Origin of the sequence: Micromonospora eburnea (genome assembly GCF_900090225.1) — a bacterium.
Taxonomy (GTDB): domain Bacteria; phylum Actinomycetota; class Actinomycetes; order Mycobacteriales; family Micromonosporaceae; genus Micromonospora; species Micromonospora eburnea.
Window position 1 is genome coordinate 2,548,309 of record NZ_FMHY01000002.1, and the last position, 16,986, is coordinate 2,565,294.

Below are 16,986 nucleotides of genomic sequence, written 5' to 3' on the forward strand. Positions count from 1 at the left end.
GCACAGGCGACGGGGTCGGATCGGGACAGCGCGCGGGCGGGGGTGGCGGGGGCCGCCCGGTGAACCTGGACACACGGGAGCCCGTGTTCGACACGCTCGGGGCGCTGGAGGCCGCCGCGCTGCTACGCGAGCTGACCGCCGGCCTCATCGCGGTCGCCGACTTCGACGACGCGCTGACCCGGCTGGTCCGCATCGCCCGCGACGCCGTACCCGGGGTCGACTGCTGCGGTTTCACCGCCCTGCGGGCCGGCGAGCCCGCCGGGGTGGCCGCCTCGGACACCGGCCGGGCCGAGCTGGACGACCTCCGGCACGGGCCGGAGACACCGGCGATGACCGCGATCCACCGCCGCGAGATGATCATCGCGCCCGATCTCGACCGGGAGGCGCGCTGGCCGGCCTGGACCGGCCGGGCCCGCGGCCTCGGCGTGCGCGGGGCGATCTCCGCGCCGGTCGACGTGGACGAGCAGGTGATCGGCGCGATCAACCTGTACGCCGAGTCGGCCGACGTGCTCAGCCCCGGTCACCAGCTCGTCGCGATGTTGCTCGCCGAGCACGCCGGGCTGCTCCTCGCCGCCGTCCGGGACCGGGAGCGGCAGGCCGCCCGGGCCGACCAGCTCGACTCGGCGCTGCTGGAGGAGGGGGTCGTCGGGCAGGCCGTCGGTGTGATCATGACGCAGCGCGGCTGCCCGGCGCCGGAGGCCCTGGCCGTGCTCCGCACCGCCGCCTCCTCATTGGACATCCCGCTGCGCGAGGTGGCCGAGCGGCTGATCCGCACCGTCTCCCGGTCCCGGGACAACTGAGCGACACTCGTTTCGCCCCGTTGGCCCTCGGGTAGCACCCTGGACTGGTGGACCGCGCCGACCCGGGGAGGGACCGATGGAGAGCCGACTGCGGGTGCGGGGACACCCCATCCAACCGATGCTGGTGACGTACCCGTTCGGACTCTTCGTCAGCGCCGCCGTCTTCGACCTGGCGGACGTCGCCGGCGGCCCCGCCTTCCTCGGCGAGGTGGGCTACTGGACGGCCATCGCCGCCCTGGTCGCCGCCGCGCTCACCGCCGTCGCCGGAATGGTCGACCTGTGGGACGTGCGGGCCGACCGGACCCTCCGCACCGCGGTCGCCTGCCACCTGGTCAACGCCGCCATGGCGGCGCTGTTCCTGCTCACCTGCCTGATCCGGGCGCAGGCGCCGCAGCGCGGCGCGACCGGCGTCGCACTGGCCACCGAACTGCTCGCGCTGGCCGCCGGGTCGGTCGGCGTGTGGCTCGGCGCCCGGCTGATGCGCCAGTTCGACCGCGGCCGGTCCGCCGAGCCGAACGGCCTGGAAACGCTCGGTGACCCGGCCGTCGCCACCGTGGAGATCATTCGACCGCGGGCCTGACCGGTCGGAAAACGCCTTGCCGCCCGCCGCCCGGGGCCGGGAGGCTCGGCGCATGAGCGCGGATCGTGACTTCGAGAGGCTGATCGCCGAGGGTGCCGCCGCGCCCGTCGACGGCTGGGACTTCTCCTGGCTCGCCGGGCGGGCCACCGAGGAGCGCCCGCCCTGGGGGTACGCCCGCCTGGTCGGTGCCCGGATGGCCACCGTCGATGCCGCGCTGGACGTCGACACCGGCGGGGGCGAGGTGCTGGCCGAGGTGCCGGCCCCGCCACCGCTGCTGGTCGCCGTCGAGGCCTGGCCGCCGAACGTCGCGGTCGCCCGGCGTACACTGCGCCGGGTCGGCGCCACCGTCGTCCAGGTGTCCGGACGGCCGTCGCTACCGTTCCGGGACGGCTCGTTCGATCTGGTGGTCAGCCGGCACCCGGTGGAGACCTGGTGGGACGAGATCGCCCGGGTGCTGCGCCCCGGCGGCAGCTATCTCTCCCAGCAGATCGGCGCGGGCACGATGCGGGAGCTGAGCGAGGCGATCCTCGGGCCGCTCCCGCCGCCGGACACCCGCCACCCCGAGCAGGCGGTCGCGGCTGCCGAGGCCGCCGGGCTGCGGGTCGTTGACCTGCGTACGGCGACCCTGCGCGCGGTGTTCCACGACATCGGCGCGGTGGTCTACTTCCTGCGCAAGGTGATCTGGACGGTGCCCGGCTTCACCGTCGAGCGCCACCACGAGGCGCTCCGCCGCCTGCACGACCGCATCCGCGCCGAGGGCTGCTTCGTCGCCCACGCCCAGCGCTTCCTCATCGAGGCCCGCGCGGACAGCACGCGTTGATCAAGGAGTTCGCGTCGGAGTCGATCTCCAGCCAGACGCAAACTCCTTGATCAACCGACTGGGACCCGGGGCCGGGCCGGGGTGGGGTGGGGTGGGGTTAGTGGTGGGTGGTGTGGTGGGTGGCCAGGAGGTCGGTGCCGAAGTCGCTGGAGGGGCGGCGCAGCACGGTGTGCGCGTGGTTGCCGTCCTCGGTGGTGTTGTCGTACTCGATCAGCAGGTCGTCGCCCTGGATCCGGTAGTAGTGCCGCTGCCCCGGGTGGGGAGGGCCGGCCCAGGCGAAGTGCAGCTCCCCGCCGGCCAGCCGGCCCGCCTCGCGGGCGGCCAGCTCCGGCGGGAGCCGGTCCAGGTAGAGCGCGACGAGCTGGTCGAGCAGCGCCCGTCCGCTCGGGGTTAGCCGGTCCCGGGGTACGCCGAGCGGATCGAGCCGCCCGGGGGCGGTGGCCCGGGTGGCGCTGATGATGTCGGCCGGCGCCTCCTCGGCGATGATCGCGGCGGCCCGCCCGGCGGAGCCGAGCGCGTCGAGCAGTTCGCGGCCCAGGTCCTCCTCGGGGCCGAGCGGCCGGGAGACCGGTCGGCCGGCGTGCCGGACGGTGGCCGGGTTGGCGCCGAGGAAGAGCGGGGCGGGGGAGACCTGGTCGTCGACCAGGGTCATGCTCACCGACAGGTGGTGCCCCTCGAACCGCCATCCCCACCGGTCGTCGCGGGCCGGGTCGCCGAAGACGGCCACCCAGTAGTCGCCGCTGTGTCGGCCGCGCCGCCAGCCCTCCGCCCGGTCGAGCACCTCCTCCAGCGCGACGACCGCCATCGCCTGGGCGTACGCGGCCGGGCTGAGCGCGGTGGCGAGCAGCCGGTGGGCGGCCTTGCGGGCGGTGACGTCCAGGTCGGCGAGGCTCACCCCGGGCCGTGGTCGGGGCCGGTATTCCAGCCACCGCCGGGCCGTGTCGTCGTCGAAGTCGCGCCGGGCCCGCTGCCGGGCCGGCTCGTCGAGCGCCGCCAGCAACGCGCCGGCCGCCGTGCGCATCTGCTCGGGTACGGGATCCTCCACCGCCCCTGTATACGCCAGGCCGGCCTGCCGCGCGGGTCCCACCCTTGATAGCTTGCCGAGCCGGTGCCGAGCCGGTGCGGAGGGGCGGGCGGAATGGACGATCGGGTGTACGTCGGCAACGCTGGCGTGGACGGCGCGACCGACGCGGGCTGGCTGCTCGGCCACTTCAAGCCGCCCGGCGACGTCCGGCACAGCACCGAGGTCGAGGTGAAGTGGGGCGCGCACCCCGCCGGGGAGGCACGCTCGGCGTGGGCGACGGGTGAGCGGCGTACCGCCCTGCTGGTGCTGGTCAGCGGCGCGTTCCGGATCGAGTTGCCGGACCGCACGGTGGTGCTGCGCCACCTGGGTGACTACGTGGTGTGGGGCCGGGGCGTGGACCACTCCTGGTACGCCGAGCGGGATTCGGTGGTGCTCACGGTGCGCTGGCCGTCGGTGCCCGGCTACCGGGTGGAGCCGCCGGTCCGGCGCTGAGCGGGGGAGTGCCGCGTACCGGCCGTCCCAGCATCCGATATTGCCTACTAAACCTATAGGGTTTACCTCCTAGAGTGAGGGAGTACGCGCCGCTCCGTACCGGGAGGACGATGATGACCCGCACCGACCCTTCCGACCTGCTCGCCGTCGCCGCCCGCTGGGCCGACCCGGCCGGCTGGCCGGTCCGGCTGCGCTTCGACCCGGCCGAGCGGTGGTACGCGCGCCTGGCCGGCGACGACGGACACGAGGTGTGGGCGCTGAGCTGGCTGCCCGGGCAGGGCACCGACCTGCACGACCACGGCGGCTCCTCGGGCGCCTTCCTGGTCGTCGTCGGCACCCTCACCGAGGAGACCGTCCACGACGGCCGGCTGCGTCCCCACCGGCTCGACGCCGGCGCGGGCCGGCGCTTCGGCGCCCGACACGTGCACGTCGTCACCAACCGGGGGGACCGGCCCGCGGTCAGCGTGCACGTCTACCGGCCCGCGCTGCGCCGGATGACCCAATACCGTCTCGTCGCCGGGCGGCTCCTGGTGGCCGAGGTGGCCGAGGCCGGCGTCGCCTGGTGAGCCGCATCCCCGATCCCAGTCACGGAAGGACCCGAGCATGCCGCAGACCCCGACCCCGACCGAGCGCTGTCCGGTCCCGCCGCCCGGCTCGCGGGGGATCGACGAGATCCTCGCCGCCGCCCGTGCCCGGCTGCGCCGTCTCGACCCCGAGCAGGCGCACGTCGCGCACCGGCGCGGGGCGCTGCTGGTCGACATCCGCCCGGCCGGCCAGCGCGCCGCGCACGGCACCGTCCCGGGTGCCCTCGCCGTGGAGCGCAACGTCCTGGAGTGGCGCTTCGACCCGCGCTGTCCGACCCGGCTGCCGCAGGCCGTCGACTACGACGTGCCGGTGGTGATCCTCTGCCAGGAGGGCTACACGTCCTCGCTGGCCGCCGCCGCGCTGCGGGACCTCGGCCTGCGCCGGGCCACCGACGTGGTCGGCGGGTTCGCCGCCTGGCGCATCGCCGGGCTGCCCACCCTCGGCCCCACCCCGCCGCTGCGACCCTCGCCCGTCACGCCCCCGGTCACCGCCGGCCGGGCGCCCCGCTGACCGCCTCGCCGCACCCCGGCGGGGCGGGCGCGACCGCAAGCCCAGGAGGATCAATGTCCGTCATCGCCATGTCCGCCCGCCCGTACCGGCCCGGCCGCCCCGACCGGACCGGGGCGCCCCGCCCCCGCACCACGCCGACCCTGACCATCACCCTCGACCTGGCCGCCGCCGCGTCGACGCCCGCGCTGGCCCGCCTGGTCGACGTGCTCGACGAACTCGCCGCGGCCGGCGAGGGGGTGCTGCGGCCGGCGGAGCACGACGCCCGCACCGTGGTCGGACTGCGACACCCGGCCCCGCCGCAGCCCGGGGCGGCCGAGGTCGAGGAGCCCGACACGGTACGCATCCTGGCCGGCACCCGGGTGGTCCGCCAGGGCGGCAGGCGGATCCCGCTGACCCGCATCGAGTACGACCTGCTGCTCTTCCTCGCCGAACACCCCCGACGGGTGTTCACCCGGTTGCAGCTGCTCAGCAACGTCTGGGGATACGAACACGCGGTCGCGCGCACCGTGGACGTCCACGTACGCCGGTTGCGGGCCAAGCTCGGCGCCGACACGCCGCTGGTGGCCACCGTCTACGGGGTCGGCTACCGGCTCGCCGACGAGGCGCGGATCGTGGTCGACCGCGAGTCCTGAACACACCCGCGTCGCGCGGCGTGCCCGGACAACGGGCGCGCCGCGCTCACGTTCGCGGTGCCTCACCAGCCATACTGAATCGGGCGGGGACCCCCCGTAACGGGTCATCTCGTCGCTCTGCTGTAATCATCAGGCCTCGTACGCAGAGCGAGCAGTCGGCTCCGATGTGTTCGTCAATTGTCACATTCATGCAACGTAGCCGCCCCTTGACCCTTGCGAAGGCGCCGGGAAGCATCGATTACGCGGCGTCCCGGGCCGTGGGGACAAACCCGGACCAGCCAAGGAGGACCATGTCGGTCAGCCCCGCCTCGTCGCGCGCCGGATGGCATACGTCGCAACCCGCGGTCCCCGGTCGTCCCCCCGGCGGCCAGCGTCGCCCCGCCAGCACCACCACGCCGGTGCTCACGGTCACCCTCAACATCCCGCTGTCCTGTGAGGAGTCGCTGAGCCCGGCCGCCCGCCAGCTGCTCGAGGCCGCCCGTGAGCTGCTGGAACGAGGCGACGCCGTGATCACCGGCGGCCCGGTGGAGCGCCGGCCCGACCCGGTGCCGGCCGGGCGGTCCCCGGCCCGGCCCGTCGCGCCGACCATCCCGGCCCTGCACATCCTGGCCGCCTCCCGGTCCGTGCTGCGCGACGGCGAGCCGCTGCCGCTGACCCGGCTGGAATTCGACCTGCTGCTGCACCTGGTCGCCCACCCCCGTCGGGTGTTCACCCGGTTGCAGCTGCTCAACGCCGTCTGGGGCTACGAACACGCCGGTGTGCGCACCGTCGACGTGCACGTGCGCCGGCTGCGCGGCAAGGTCGGGGTGGACGTACCGCTGGTCACCACCGTCTACGGCGTCGGCTACCGGCTCGCCGACGACGCCCGCGTCACCATCGACCGCGCCGGCTGACCCGGGGCCGGGCAGCCCGCCCGCGCCCTCCGGCAGGAGCCCCGACCAGTCGGTCGATCGGCGTGGTCACCACCGCCGCCGCCCGGCACCATGGGCGGATGCGCGTCCGTCCGATCTCCCCCGAGCGACTCGTCACCGAGCTGGCCGACCGGCTCGCCGGCACCGTCGTACCCGGCCGGCTGCGGGTGGCGGTCGACGCTCCACCGGCCGCCGACCCGGACGCCCTCGCCGCCGCCCTGGTCGATCCGCTGCGCGCCGCGGGGCGTCCGGTGCTGCACGTACGGGCCGCCGACTTCCTCCGCCCCGCCTCGGTCCGCCTCGAACACGGCCGGACCAACCCCGACGCGTACTACGAGGGCTGGCTCGACGAGGCCGGGTTGCGTCGGGAGGTGCTCGACCCGGCCGGCCCCGGCGGTTCGGGGCGGCTGTTGCCCTCGCTCTGGGACGCCGTCGCCGACCGGGCCAGCCGGGCCGCGTACGTCGAACTGCCGCCCGGCGGGGTGGTGCTGGTCAGCGGAGCGCTGCTGCTCGGCGGCGGGCTGCCGTTCGACCTCACCGTGCACGTGGAGCTCAGCCCGGCCGCGCTGGACCGGCGGACCGACCCCGGACTGCGCTGGACCCTGCCCGCCTTCGCCCGGTACGCGGACGAGGTGGCCCCCACCTCCTTCGCCGATGTGGTGGTCCGGGCCGACGACCCCCGCCACCCGGCCCTGGTCGAGGCCGGCTGACCCGCCCCGGCCGAGCCGGACGCCGACGGCCGAGAACACCGAAGGATGTTGCGCCGAGCGGGCATTGTGGTCCTGTGAGTGACGTCGCCCTCTACTACCCGTACATCAACCTGCCCGGCGACAGTTGGGTGAAGGCCGCCGCCCTGCACTGGCCCCAACTCGGCCGGATCCGCCCACGTGGCTACCCGGGCCTGCGCGACTCCGACACGGTCAAGCGGCTCCGGGACGAGCTGGACTTCGTCATCGAGGTGCGACCCGGCTGGGGAGGGAGCCGCCGGCCCTGGGTGGACGGCGATCCGCGGGCGATGGCGGACCGCCTCAGGCTGGGCACCGACGACCAGGTCGAGACGTTGTTTTACGACTTCCTCGACCGGTACGCGGACGAGCTGACGCCTCGCTACGGGGCCAAGGCGCTCGGCGTCGAATCCGTCGACACCTGGGACGTGTACGACGAGCTCCTGCCGCTCGACCCCCGTCTGGAAAAGGTCCATCCGAGCAAGATGTCCTACCGATTGGCGCAACGGCTGGCGACGGACGGGTTGCTGGTGTCCCAGAGATACCAGTGGCGCCGGGCGTCCGACGGAAGGGTGCTGCGGGTCGGCGACCTGGCGATGCACTCCCGCTTGGCGGGCGTCTACTTAGCGATCTTGGCGGACGTCGTCGCCCGCGAGAACGGGATGACGCCGGTGACCGATCAGCCACTGATCTCCGCCGTCACCTCGGGCTGGACGATCGAGGCGATGGCACAGATCCTGCTCGCCGACGACACCGAGACGGCACCGGAGGGCCAGCCGGACTACAGCCAGGTGTTCGCGGTGCTGGCGCTACAGACGGTCGTTCCGCGCGACCTGGCCGAGGTGCCGGTCGAGCGGATCATCGAGGCGCGCCGGAGACTGCTGCCGCAGCTCATGCGCTACCGCGAGTTCCTCGACTCGCTCACCCCGGACCTCGTGGCGATCAGCGGGATCCGGGATCCGGACGTACGGGCGGCCAAACTGCGCAATCACGTGGAGAGCAAGGTCGCGCACCCCCTCGAAGAGATGGAACGAACGCTCGGTCGGCTCGGCCTGCAACCGGTCCGAGCCGTACTCGGTCTCCAGACGCTCGCCCCGCCGGCGGCGTTGGGCGTGCTCGCCAACGCTGTCCACCTGCCGCCGGTCGTGACCAGCGCGGGCGTTGCCGCGCTGTGCCTGGTCGGGGCGGTGAGCGGCGCCCTGGACCAGCGAAGGCAGACCACCGCCGGCCATCCCGCCGGCTATCTGCTGGACCTACGGCGTGAACTGGGCCCGTCCGACACCGTTGCGCAGATCCGGTCCGCCATCCGGCGGGCGGTGCCCGCACCACGACGCCCCACGAGGCGGCCAGCACGAGGACCGGGACAGCCCTAGCAGGTCCTGCGGGCTGGCAGCACGAACGCCGGCAGAAATCCGCAGGCTCCTGGTTTGAGCCGGAGTGGGGACGGGTATTCGCCCGGCTCACAGCGCACGGGTGATCCGCCCGTGCGTCCATCGGAGCACGTCCGGGGCGCTCGCCGCCCCGGACCGTCATGAGTCGCCAGGAAAGGCAGGCAAGCGATGCTCGTCCACGACACGACAGCCACGGGCCGCTCCCAGGCGGAGGTCGACCAGATTCGGCAGTCCCTTCAGTCGCGATACGACGAGCTGTCCGCCGAGTACGAACAGGCCGTACTGCAGAGCCAGGTGCTCCGGCTGGTCGAGATCGGCGACACCGCCGGCGACGACCAGGCCGACAGCGGCACCAAGACCGCCGAGCGGGACACCGCCCAGTCCCTGCTGCGTAGCATCCTGGACCGGCGCGCCCAGTTCGAGCACGCGCTCACCCGCCTCGAAGAGGGCACCTACGGCTTCTGCGAGGGCTGCTCCGCGCCGATCCCGGTGGAGCGGCTGGAGATCTTCCCGTCCGCCACCTCCTGCGTGACCTGCAAGCAGAACCGGGAGCGGCGGGCGGCCTGATCGCTCCCCGGTTGCCGGCCGGTCCCCTGCCCGGTGGCTTACCAGATGGGTGAGATCAAGGTAGGCACCGCATCGTGGACCGACCGGACCCTGCTCGACTCCGGCTGGTACCCGCCCAGCGCCGACAACCCGGAGCGGCGGCTGGCCTACTACGCCCGGCAGTTTCCGCTGGTCGAGGTGGACGCCACCTACTACTCGCCACCCGCCGAGCGGACGGCCCGGCTGTGGGTCGCGCGTACCCCGCCCGGCTTCACCTTCAACGTCAAGGCGTTCAGCCTGCTCACCGGGCATCCGACCCGGGTCGGTGCGCTCTATGCGGACCTGCGCCCGGCGACGGAGAAGAAGAACCTCTACCCGGACGACCTGCCGTCGCAGGTGTACGAGGAGGTCTGGAGCCGGTTCCTGTCCGCCCTCGACCCGCTGGTCGAGGCGGGCCGGCTCGGCGCGGTGCTGTTTCAGTTCCCGCCCTGGTTCACCATCAAGCGGGACAACAAGCAGTACCTGCTCGAGGTGGCGCGACGGTGCGCGCCGCTGCGCCCGGCCTTCGAGTTCCGGCACGCCTCCTGGTTCGCCGGCGACAACGCCGACGAGACGCTGGGCTTCCTGCGCGAGCACGACCTGACGTACGTCTGCGTCGACATGCCGCAGGGGCACCGGTCGTCCGTACCGCCGGTGCTGGCGGCCACCGCCGACCTCGCCGTGGTCCGCTTCCACGGCCACAGCGACAGGTGGACCAGCAAGGACATCCACGAGAAGTTCGGCTACGACTACTCCGACCGGGAGCTGCGCGACTGGGCGCCGAAACTGCGGGAGCTGGCCGGCGCCGCCGAGCAGACCCACGTTCTCATGAACAACTGCTACCGGGACCACGCCCAACGCAACGGCCAGCGCTTGCAGGCGCTGCTCGCCGACTGACGGCGGAATCACCCTCGCGGGGTGAGCCCGGCTCACCCGGTTCCCGGCCAGCCTGGACGGTGTGTGCGGTCCGTGCGGGACCGCGAGGCCGACAGGAGGTGGGCCATGACGGTGCGGGTCGTAGCGGATCGACGCCGCGGCGGGGTGCTGCACGTGGTCGGGAGGTCCGACCCGCCCCGACGGGGCGCACGGCCCGGTCGGTTCAGCCCGACCCGGCTGTGGCGGGGGCCCAGTGGCCCGCCGCGACGCACCGACGACCGACGCTGGGAAACCGACGCACGGGGGTGGGCAGATGGCTGAGCAGCTGATTTCCGCGTTCGAGTCCTCGCTGGACAAGACGAACGTGATTCTCAAGGAGATCGAGCAGGCGTACGGCTGGCCGAAGGAGCAGCGCAACCAGTCCTACGCGGCGCTGCGTACGGTGCTGCACCTGCTGCGGGACCGGATGCCGGTGCAGGAGAGCGCCGAGTTCGCCCAGCAGTTGCCGGTGCTGCTGCGCGGCATCTACTTCGACGGTTGGCAGCCGGAGAGCGTGCCGATCAAGTTGAACCGCGACGACTTCCTCTACGAGGTCCGCCAGGGCTTCCCGTACGACGTGGAGGGCGGTCCGCAGCGGGTGGTGCAGGTCGTGCTCGACACCCTGCGCCGGCACGTCAACCAGGGTGAGTGGCAGGACGTGAAGTCGAACATGCCGCAGGACCTCAGCCGGATGATCCCGTGACGGGTGCCGTCCCGGCCCGCTCCGCCGTACCGGTGGGGCGGGCCGCCGGCGTACCGGACCGGCGGCGCGCCCCGCGGCGGGTGACCGGCCGCGAGCGCGGACCGGGGGTGGGAGTGCTCCGCCTTCCCGTGGTCCGCTCCATGTTCCGTACGCGGTGGTCTCCGGCACCCACCGGCACCGCCGTATACGGCACACGAAGTCGATCAAAGCCGCCGGGCCGGCGAACCGTCCGTTTCGCCCGACCTTCCCGTCTACCGTGTGGTTAGAGGAGATCGCGCGTGGGGTACCACCCGCCGGACGAGGAACCCCGACCGACGACGGGGCGGCAACCGAGGGAGCACCGATGGCACTCGACGACGACGACATGCAGACCAGCGGCGGCGGCCCCGAGGGGCCCGCCGACGGTGGAGCCACCCCCGGCCAGCGGGACGGTGGCGCGGACGGCGGCGCCGACCGCGGCGCGGAGCGTGGGGCCGATCGCGGCGCCGACCGGGGCGCCGAGGGGCCGGCCGACGGCGGCGCCACCCCGGGCAAGCAGGACGGCGGCGCGGACGGCGGCGCCGAGGGTCCGGCCGACGGCGGCGCGACCCCCGGCCAGCGCGACGGCGGCGCCGACGGCAGCGCCCGCTGACGAATCGCCATGACGTACCTCGACCCGCCGGGCAGCGACGGCCGCCCGGCGGTTCCGTCTCCCGCGACCGTGACCGGGCCTGAGGCCGCGACCGGAATTGAAAGCGCGACCACCACCGTGCCTGAGACCACGACCGCGGCTGGGGCCGCGGCGCTCGCCCGTTGTGTGGCCGTCGACCCGGCCAAGTTCGCCGCCGACCACTGGGGGCGCAACCCGCTGCTGTCCCGGGCAGCCGAGCTGCCCAACCGGAACGGCTTCACCGACCTGTTCAGCCCCGCCGACGCCGACGAGCTGCTGAGCCGGCGCGGCCTGCGTACCCCGTTTCTTCGGGTGGCCAAGGACGGCGAGCTGGTGCCGGCGGCACGCTACACCGGCGGCGGGGGCGCGGGCGCCGAGATCGGCGACCAGGTACTCGACGAGAGGGTCCTCCAGCTGTACGCCGACGGCGCGACCCTGGTGTTGCAGGGGCTGCACCGGATCTGGCCGGCCCTGGTCGACCTGGCCCGCGACCTGAGCGCCGTGCTGGCCCAGCCCGCCCAGGTCAACGCCTATCTGACCCCGGCCGGCAGCCAGGGCTTCGCCACCCACTACGACACCCACGACGTCTTCGTGCTCCAGGTCGACGGCCGCAAGCACTGGCGCATCCACCCGCCCGTGCTGCCCGATCCGCTGGAACGGCAACCCTGGGGCGGGCGGGCCGACGAGGTCTCGGCCACCGCCGAGGGGCGGCCCGCGCTGGACGTGGTGCTCGCCCCGGGCGACGCGCTCTACCTGCCTCGGGGCTGGTTGCACAGCGCCAAGGCGCAGCAGGCCAGCTCGCTGCACCTGACCGTGGGCATCCGGGCGCTGACCCGGTACGCCCTGGTCGAGGAGCTGCTGGCCCTCGCCGCCGAGGAGCCCCGGCTGCGGTCCGGGCTGCCCCTCGGCGTCGACGTGACCGACTCGGACGCCATCGAGCCGGAGCTGACCGAGACGGTGGAGGCGCTGCGCGACTGGTTGCTGCGGGCCGACCCGGCGGCGGTGGCCGCCCGGCTGCGGGACCGGGCCTGGCCGGCCAGCCGCCCCGCGCCCATCCGGCCGCTGGCTCAGGCCGCCGCGCTGGCCGCCCTGACCCCGGACAGCCGGGTCGCCCCGCGCGTGGGCCTGCGCTGGCAGCTCACCCGGACCGGGGACGCCGGCAGGGTGGCGCTACGCCTGTTCGACCGCACCATCACCCTGCCGGGCACCTGCGAGCCGGCGCTGCGCGCAGTGCTGGCCGGCGAGGTGACCCGGGTCAGCGACCTGCCCGGCCTCGACGACGACGCCGACCGCCTGGTCCTCACCCGCCGCCTCCTCAAGGAAGCAGTCCTGACCCCCGCCTGACCCTGCCCGGAGTCCGTTGATCACGAAGTTGCTCCGGGCGACACGCCGGGCGCGTGACAACACTTCATGATCAACCCGAGCCGGGCGGTGGGGTGGGTTAGCGGGCAAGGGTGAGGAGGAGGATGGTGGTCACCAGGCCGGCGGCGACGACCAGGGTGATCGGGCGGGGGGTCAGGACGGCGTGGCGGCGGTCGGCCAGCAGCCGGGCCGGCGCCAGCCCGACCAGCGGGCCGAGCAGCGTCACCACCAGCGCCAACACCGGCATCCCGACCGCCAGGTCGCCGCCGGAACCGGTGCCCAACGCCCGCGCGGCCGCCCCCAGCGCGTACGCCACGATCGACCCGCCGACCCCGCAGCCCACCAGCAGCGGGTTCGTCGAGCTGGGCAGCTCGCCCCGCTGGCGGATCCGGTCCAGCAACTCCCGTACCCCGCGCAGCCGGGGCACCGGGTCGCCGGTGGCGTCCCGGGCCGGCCCGGGCGGGTCGCCCAGCCGGCCGCCGGAGCGCACCCGGGACCGCAGCTCCCCCCACAGGTGGGCGGCCTCGGCGTCCACCCGGTCCACCAGCTCCCGCGCCTCGGCCGCCTCCGCCTCGGCCCGGCGGACCTGCTCGACGGCCTCGGCCACGGCCCGGTCGGCGGCGGCGCACTGCTGCGCGTACCAGGTGTGCGCCTCGGCGCGCTGGGCGGCCACCCGGGCGGTCAGCTCGGCGAGCCGACGGAGCTGGGCGGCGTACGTCTCACTGGTCACCGGTTCGTTCATCGGGACGGACCATAGGGGATGATCACCTGTCCGGTGCGGTGCATCGCCCGGTCGAAGTAGAGGCCTCGCCACGGGCGCGGGTACCAGTCCGGCCCACCGGTGCCCGGGTAGAGCGAGGAACCCAGCTCCGCGCCCTGCACGTCAAGCGCCACCCACGCCCCGATCTGGTCCGTACGCGCCGCCGGGCCGCCCAGGTCGGCCCGCATCCGGGCCACCCCCCGCCACCAGGCCAGCACGTGGGTACGCCGTTCCGGCCCGTCGTGCAGGATCCGGCGCAACTGCTCCAGCCCGGTCCGCCGGCCAGCCTTCCCGGCGAGCTGCCCGGCCGCCGCGTCGACCGCGTACAGCAGCAGGTAGTGCGGGCTGCTCGGAGTGCCCGGAGCACCGAGCCCGTCGCCCACCTCGGCCATCAGCTCGGGCACGGTCTCCTCGTCGTACCAGGCGGCGTCATCGGCCAGGTCCTCGTAGAGGGCGCGGGCGGCCGGGTCGGCGTCCGGGTCGAGGCAGGCGATCGAGAACCGGGCGGTGCCGGGCCGGTGCTGCCGGGCCAGGGACCGGGCGGCGGCGTCAAGCACCGCGCACGCCTCGTCCACCCGGGTGCCGAGCACGGCCAGGTTCCGGCCGGGCGCCCGGGGCAGGCGCAGCGCCGCCGAGCGGGCCTGCACGTCGATGATCTCCCCGAGCAGGGCCACCGGGCTGCGCGGCACCCCCTGCTCGGGGACGGCCAGCGCGCGGAAGTCCGGCGCGTCGACGAGCCGCGGGATCGCGTCGCCGTCGAAGAGCCGGGCCGGGGAGGCGTCCTGCGGGCGCATCCGCCACAGCCGGTGCTGCAACTCGCTCCACGTCTCCCAGTCGCTGGCCGACGGGATCCGCGCCACCTGGTTCCCCTCGACCAACCCCGACTCGGCGTTGACCACCGCGTGGTGCCGGGGCAGCGACTGCGCCGCGTCGTTGCGTTCGGCCAGGATGCGCAGCGCCTTCGGCAGCGCGATCCGCAGGGTGAACTGGGCGACCAGCGCCGGGCGACCCCACAGCGCCTCGATGCCGCGTACGTCCTGCGAGGCGAGCACCAGGTGGATGCCCTGCGAGCGGCCCCGCCGGGCCAGGTCCTCCAGCAGGTCGGCGGCCTCCCGGGCGACCACGTCCCGGCCGGCGAGCAGCGCCTGGAACTCGTCCACCACGGCCACGATGCGCGGCCACCGCCCGGTCGGGTCCACCGCGCGCAGCTCGGCGAGCTTGGTGACCTCGTGCTTCTTTGCCGCGTCCGCCCGGCGGCGCAGCTCCTCGGCGAGGAAGCGCAGCAGGGCCAGTCCGAACTCCCGGTCGGTGTTGACGTTGATCCCGACCAGCCGCATGTGCGGCAGCCAGCTCGGGTCCCGTCGGCCCTGGGCGAACCGGGCGAAGGACACCCCCTCCTTGAAGTCCAGCAGATAGAACTCCAACTCCGCGGGGGAGTAGCGGGCGGCGAGCGCGCCGATCCAGGCGAAGATCAGGTTGGTCTTGCCGGTGCCGGACGGGCCGCCGATCAGCGCGTGCGGCGGGTAGTCGCCGAGGGTCAGCAGCACCGGCCGCCCGTGCCGGCCCTCGCCGATCGGCGCGGTGAGCGTGTGCGCCGAGTCCTCCCGCCAGTAGTCGTCCGGCGGCGGGAGCAGGTCGGTGAAGGGCGCCGGCGGGGGGCCGGCGTTGACCCGGGAGGCCACCTCCCGGCAGGTCTCGGTGACCAGCCCGGCCGGGGGCGGCTCGTCGAGCACGACCGGCAACCCGGCGATCCGGGCGTCGCCCGGCTCCACCACGATCCGGGTCACCGTCGGGTCGTCCGGCACCTCCGTTCCGCGCACCACCAGGTGCACGCCGCAGGCCGCCCCGGTGCGTACCACCCGGTCCAACTGGCCCCGCTCGTGCCGGGACAGCTCGTCGCCGCCGAGCAGCACCGCCACCCGCCACGGCTCCGGCCGGCGGCCGGTCGCGGCGGCCAGTTCGCGCAGCGACGCGTACTCGCCGGCCAGCACGGTCTCGTTGATCCGGCGGATCTGCTCCACCAGGTCGTCCAGCAGCCGGCCCAGTCCGCCCGGCCCGACGAAGGTGAGCAGCCCGGCGGTGCCGAGCGGGGCGAACCCGGCCAGGCCGCCGCCGAGGCGCTCCGGGTCGTACCCGAACAGCCGGACGGTGCCCGGCTCGGCGCGCCCCAGCGAGCGCAGCAGCAGGGCGGGCACCAGCGCGGCGACGCCCTCCCGGTCGCCGCCGGCCAGATGCACGTGGCCGGCGTCGAGCAGCGGCACCAGCGCCGGCACCGGCTCGGCGTCGGGGATGCGTACCGTCCCGACCCGGACCACGCCGGGCCGCTCGGCCCGGCCGGCGGGGGTGACCCGCCACCGGTCCCACGCCGCGGACGCCGCGCCGGGTGCCTCCCGCTCCGCCGCCGCGGCGGCCCGCCGGACCAGTTCCGCGATCCGGGCGCCGTGCCGGGCGTCGATCTCGGCCAGCCGGCCGTCGCGGGCCTCGCCCACCCGCTCGGGTACGGCCGCCGCGGCCCGCCGCACCCGGGCCAGCCGCTCCCGGCCGGCGGCCAGGTCGGCGTCGGCGTCGGCCAGCCGGTTCCGGGCCGCGCCGAGGGCCTCGGAGAGCAGGCCCCGGACCCGAGACACCAGCTGGGTGCGGACGTCAGCCATGCGCGCCCCGCGACGCTTCCCGTTCCTCGGTGTCCTTCGGCAGGTCGCGTCCGAGCCGGTCCAGCAGCACCCCGGCGACCACCCCGGCGGTGACCGCCGGATCCGCGGCGTGCGGCTGCTCCTGGTCCTCGCCACGGCGGGGCGGGGGCATCCGGCAGACCCGGGTGAGCAGGGTGTCCAGCACCGGCGGTGGCAGCCCCGGCAGCAGGTCACGGACCCGCCCGTCCAGTTCGCGGCGCAGCCGGCCCAGGTCGTCGGCGCGGGGTGGGTGCCCGATCAGTTCCCCGGCCAGGTCGCGCAGCAGCGGCGGGGCGATTGCGGCCAGCCCGAGCCCCACGTCGGCGTGCGCCCGGCGCAGCTCGCGGTGCAGCCGGTCCCGGTCGCCCGAGCGGACCCCGGTCACCACCCGGCGCAGCAGCTCCCGGGAGTCGTCGACCCGCTCGTCCGGCTCGTCCGGCGGGTCCTCCCGGCCGCCGGTCAGCTCCGCCACCCGCACCGCCCACCAGCGCCGCGCCGTCGGCTGCTCGCCCTGCTCCGGTACGCCGCCCGGGGCCGGCGGCGGCACGTCACCCCGAGGCGAGTCGTGCTTCGGGCGCCGGTCGTCGGCCTGCGGGGCGGGCGCCCCGTCGGCGGCGAGCCCGATCGCGGCCAGGTACCCGGACAGCTGCTCCTGGGCCACCCGCAGCGCGTACCCGGCGGTCTCCGCGTGCTCGGTCGCGGCGGACAGCTCCGGCGCGCCCATCGGGTTGGCCGACTCCTGTCGCACCCAGCGCAGCCGCTCGGCGGCCTGGCCGAACTTCTCCAACGCCAGGGCGAGTTGGGCGAGCGGCAGCTCGTCGGCGGCGGCGCGGACCTGCGCGCCGATGTCCTCCACGATGGACACGGCCGGCC

General features: G+C 74.9%; 19 protein-coding genes. 15 read left to right on the forward strand and 4 right to left on the reverse strand.

The features are described 5' to 3' along the window. Positions 1–59 precede the first annotated feature (59 nt). The 3 genes from GA0070604_RS11960 to GA0070604_RS11970 all read left to right on the forward strand — a co-directional run bounded on the left by GA0070604_RS11960 (position 60) and on the right by GA0070604_RS11970 (position 2,200). Positions 60–800 carry a GAF and ANTAR domain-containing protein gene (locus tag GA0070604_RS11960; protein ID WP_091118017.1) on the forward strand — a complete coding sequence of 247 codons (741 nt, stop codon included), beginning with the start codon at positions 60–62 and terminating at the stop codon, positions 798–800. A 76-nt stretch (positions 801–876) separates the two neighbouring features. Next, positions 877–1,380, forward strand: coding sequence for a DUF2231 domain-containing protein (locus GA0070604_RS11965; protein ID WP_091118018.1), 504 nt, complete (start codon positions 877–879; stop codon positions 1,378–1,380). A gap of 52 nt (positions 1,381–1,432) precedes the next feature. Next, positions 1,433–2,200, forward strand: coding sequence for a class I SAM-dependent methyltransferase (locus tag GA0070604_RS11970; RefSeq protein WP_091118019.1), 768 nt, complete (start codon positions 1,433–1,435; stop codon positions 2,198–2,200). Between the two features lie 97 nt (positions 2,201–2,297). On the opposite strand, the gene GA0070604_RS11975 is transcribed toward GA0070604_RS11970, so the two are convergent. Beyond that, positions 2,298–3,245: a DUF3500 domain-containing protein gene (locus GA0070604_RS11975; protein ID WP_208602026.1), complete on the reverse strand. Its 948-nt coding sequence runs from the start codon at positions 3,243–3,245 to the stop codon at positions 2,298–2,300. Between the two features lie 93 nt (positions 3,246–3,338). Between GA0070604_RS11975 and GA0070604_RS11980 the strand changes: the two genes are divergently transcribed. The 12 genes from GA0070604_RS11980 to GA0070604_RS12040 all read left to right on the forward strand — a co-directional run bounded on the left by GA0070604_RS11980 (position 3,339) and on the right by GA0070604_RS12040 (position 12,666). Beyond that, complete coding sequence (locus tag GA0070604_RS11980) at positions 3,339–3,716, forward strand: cupin domain-containing protein (protein WP_091118021.1); 378 nt, start codon at positions 3,339–3,341, stop codon at positions 3,714–3,716. A gap of 113 nt (positions 3,717–3,829) precedes the next feature. Then, positions 3,830–4,282, forward strand: a complete 453-nt coding sequence (locus GA0070604_RS11985; protein WP_091118022.1) for a cysteine dioxygenase — start codon at positions 3,830–3,832, stop codon at positions 4,280–4,282. Between the two features lie 37 nt (positions 4,283–4,319). Continuing rightward, entirely contained in the window at positions 4,320–4,811 is a 492-nt protein-coding gene (locus GA0070604_RS11990) for a rhodanese-like domain-containing protein (protein ID WP_091118023.1), read from the forward strand. Between the two features lie 53 nt (positions 4,812–4,864). Continuing rightward, positions 4,865–5,443 carry a winged helix-turn-helix domain-containing protein gene (locus GA0070604_RS11995; RefSeq protein WP_091118024.1) on the forward strand — a complete coding sequence of 193 codons (579 nt, stop codon included), beginning with the start codon at positions 4,865–4,867 and terminating at the stop codon, positions 5,441–5,443. Between the two features lie 290 nt (positions 5,444–5,733). Then, complete coding sequence (locus GA0070604_RS12000; RefSeq protein ID WP_091118025.1) at positions 5,734–6,336, forward strand: winged helix-turn-helix domain-containing protein; 603 nt, start codon at positions 5,734–5,736, stop codon at positions 6,334–6,336. Between the two features lie 98 nt (positions 6,337–6,434). Beyond that, a complete protein-coding gene (locus GA0070604_RS12005; protein WP_091127054.1) occupies positions 6,435–7,064 on the forward strand; it encodes a nucleoside/nucleotide kinase family protein in 630 nt (209 codons plus the stop codon). 74 nt (positions 7,065–7,138) lie between these two features. Beyond that, positions 7,139–8,452: a DUF6236 family protein gene (locus GA0070604_RS12010; protein ID WP_091118026.1), complete on the forward strand. Its 1,314-nt coding sequence runs from the start codon at positions 7,139–7,141 to the stop codon at positions 8,450–8,452. Positions 8,453–8,638: 186 nt separating this feature from the next. Next, the gene (locus tag GA0070604_RS12015) at positions 8,639–9,037 is read left to right on the forward strand and encodes a TraR/DksA family transcriptional regulator (protein WP_091118027.1); all 399 of its coding nucleotides are present in this window, start codon (positions 8,639–8,641) and stop codon (positions 9,035–9,037) included. Between the two features lie 45 nt (positions 9,038–9,082). Continuing rightward, positions 9,083–9,952 (forward strand): DUF72 domain-containing protein, encoded by an 870-nt coding sequence (locus tag GA0070604_RS12020; RefSeq protein ID WP_091118028.1) that lies wholly within the window; start codon positions 9,083–9,085, stop codon positions 9,950–9,952. A gap of 292 nt (positions 9,953–10,244) precedes the next feature. Beyond that, positions 10,245–10,673 (forward strand): DUF2267 domain-containing protein, encoded by a 429-nt coding sequence (locus GA0070604_RS12030; RefSeq protein WP_091118030.1) that lies wholly within the window; start codon positions 10,245–10,247, stop codon positions 10,671–10,673. A gap of 343 nt (positions 10,674–11,016) precedes the next feature. Then, positions 11,017–11,304, forward strand: coding sequence for a hypothetical protein (locus GA0070604_RS12035; RefSeq protein ID WP_091118031.1), 288 nt, complete (start codon positions 11,017–11,019; stop codon positions 11,302–11,304). A gap of 9 nt (positions 11,305–11,313) precedes the next feature. Beyond that, the gene (locus GA0070604_RS12040) at positions 11,314–12,666 is read left to right on the forward strand and encodes a cupin domain-containing protein (protein WP_091118032.1); all 1,353 of its coding nucleotides are present in this window, start codon (positions 11,314–11,316) and stop codon (positions 12,664–12,666) included. Positions 12,667–12,763: 97 nt separating this feature from the next. Here the strand turns inward: GA0070604_RS12040 and GA0070604_RS12045 are convergent, their stop codons facing one another. From GA0070604_RS12045 to GA0070604_RS12055, 3 genes are read right to left on the reverse strand one after another with little or no spacing between them, the layout of a single operon-like run. Continuing rightward, the gene (locus GA0070604_RS12045) at positions 12,764–13,426 is read right to left on the reverse strand and encodes a hypothetical protein (RefSeq protein ID WP_091118033.1); all 663 of its coding nucleotides are present in this window, start codon (positions 13,424–13,426) and stop codon (positions 12,764–12,766) included. Beyond that, positions 13,423–16,095: an FtsK/SpoIIIE domain-containing protein gene (locus GA0070604_RS12050; RefSeq protein ID WP_091118034.1), complete on the reverse strand. Its 2,673-nt coding sequence runs from the start codon at positions 16,093–16,095 to the stop codon at positions 13,423–13,425. Before GA0070604_RS12050 ends, GA0070604_RS12045 begins: the two co-directional genes overlap by 4 nt. Further along, positions 16,088–16,978, reverse strand: coding sequence for a hypothetical protein (locus tag GA0070604_RS12055; RefSeq protein ID WP_091118035.1), 891 nt, complete (start codon positions 16,976–16,978; stop codon positions 16,088–16,090). Before GA0070604_RS12055 ends, GA0070604_RS12050 begins: the two co-directional genes overlap by 8 nt. Positions 16,979–16,986 lie beyond the last annotated feature (8 nt).

Bases quoted from the DNA above. Each gene is read 5' to 3' on its own strand.
- GA0070604_RS11965 (WP_091118018.1), top strand. From the start codon at position 877: ATGGAGAGCCGACTGCGGGTGCGGGGACACCCCATCCAACCGATGCTG.
- GA0070604_RS11970 (WP_091118019.1), top strand. From the start codon at position 1,433: ATGAGCGCGGATCGTGACTTCGAGAGGCTGATCGCCGAGGGTGCCGCC.
- GA0070604_RS11980 (WP_091118021.1), top strand. From the start codon at position 3,339: ATGGACGATCGGGTGTACGTCGGCAACGCTGGCGTGGACGGCGCGACC.
- GA0070604_RS11985 (WP_091118022.1), top strand. From the start codon at position 3,830: ATGACCCGCACCGACCCTTCCGACCTGCTCGCCGTCGCCGCCCGCTGG.
- GA0070604_RS11990 (WP_091118023.1), top strand. From the start codon at position 4,320: ATGCCGCAGACCCCGACCCCGACCGAGCGCTGTCCGGTCCCGCCGCCC.
- GA0070604_RS11995 (WP_091118024.1), top strand. From the start codon at position 4,865: ATGTCCGTCATCGCCATGTCCGCCCGCCCGTACCGGCCCGGCCGCCCC.
- GA0070604_RS12000 (WP_091118025.1), top strand. From the start codon at position 5,734: ATGTCGGTCAGCCCCGCCTCGTCGCGCGCCGGATGGCATACGTCGCAA.
- GA0070604_RS12005 (WP_091127054.1), top strand. From the start codon at position 6,435: ATGCGCGTCCGTCCGATCTCCCCCGAGCGACTCGTCACCGAGCTGGCC.
- GA0070604_RS12015 (WP_091118027.1), top strand. From the start codon at position 8,639: ATGCTCGTCCACGACACGACAGCCACGGGCCGCTCCCAGGCGGAGGTC.
- GA0070604_RS12020 (WP_091118028.1), top strand. From the start codon at position 9,083: ATGGGTGAGATCAAGGTAGGCACCGCATCGTGGACCGACCGGACCCTG.
- GA0070604_RS12030 (WP_091118030.1), top strand. From the start codon at position 10,245: ATGGCTGAGCAGCTGATTTCCGCGTTCGAGTCCTCGCTGGACAAGACG.
- GA0070604_RS12035 (WP_091118031.1), top strand. From the start codon at position 11,017: ATGGCACTCGACGACGACGACATGCAGACCAGCGGCGGCGGCCCCGAG.
- GA0070604_RS12040 (WP_091118032.1), top strand. From the start codon at position 11,314: ATGACGTACCTCGACCCGCCGGGCAGCGACGGCCGCCCGGCGGTTCCG.
- GA0070604_RS12045 (WP_091118033.1), bottom strand. From the start codon at position 13,426: ATGAACGAACCGGTGACCAGTGAGACGTACGCCGCCCAGCTCCGTCGG.
- GA0070604_RS12050 (WP_091118034.1), bottom strand. From the start codon at position 16,095: ATGGCTGACGTCCGCACCCAGCTGGTGTCTCGGGTCCGGGGCCTGCTC.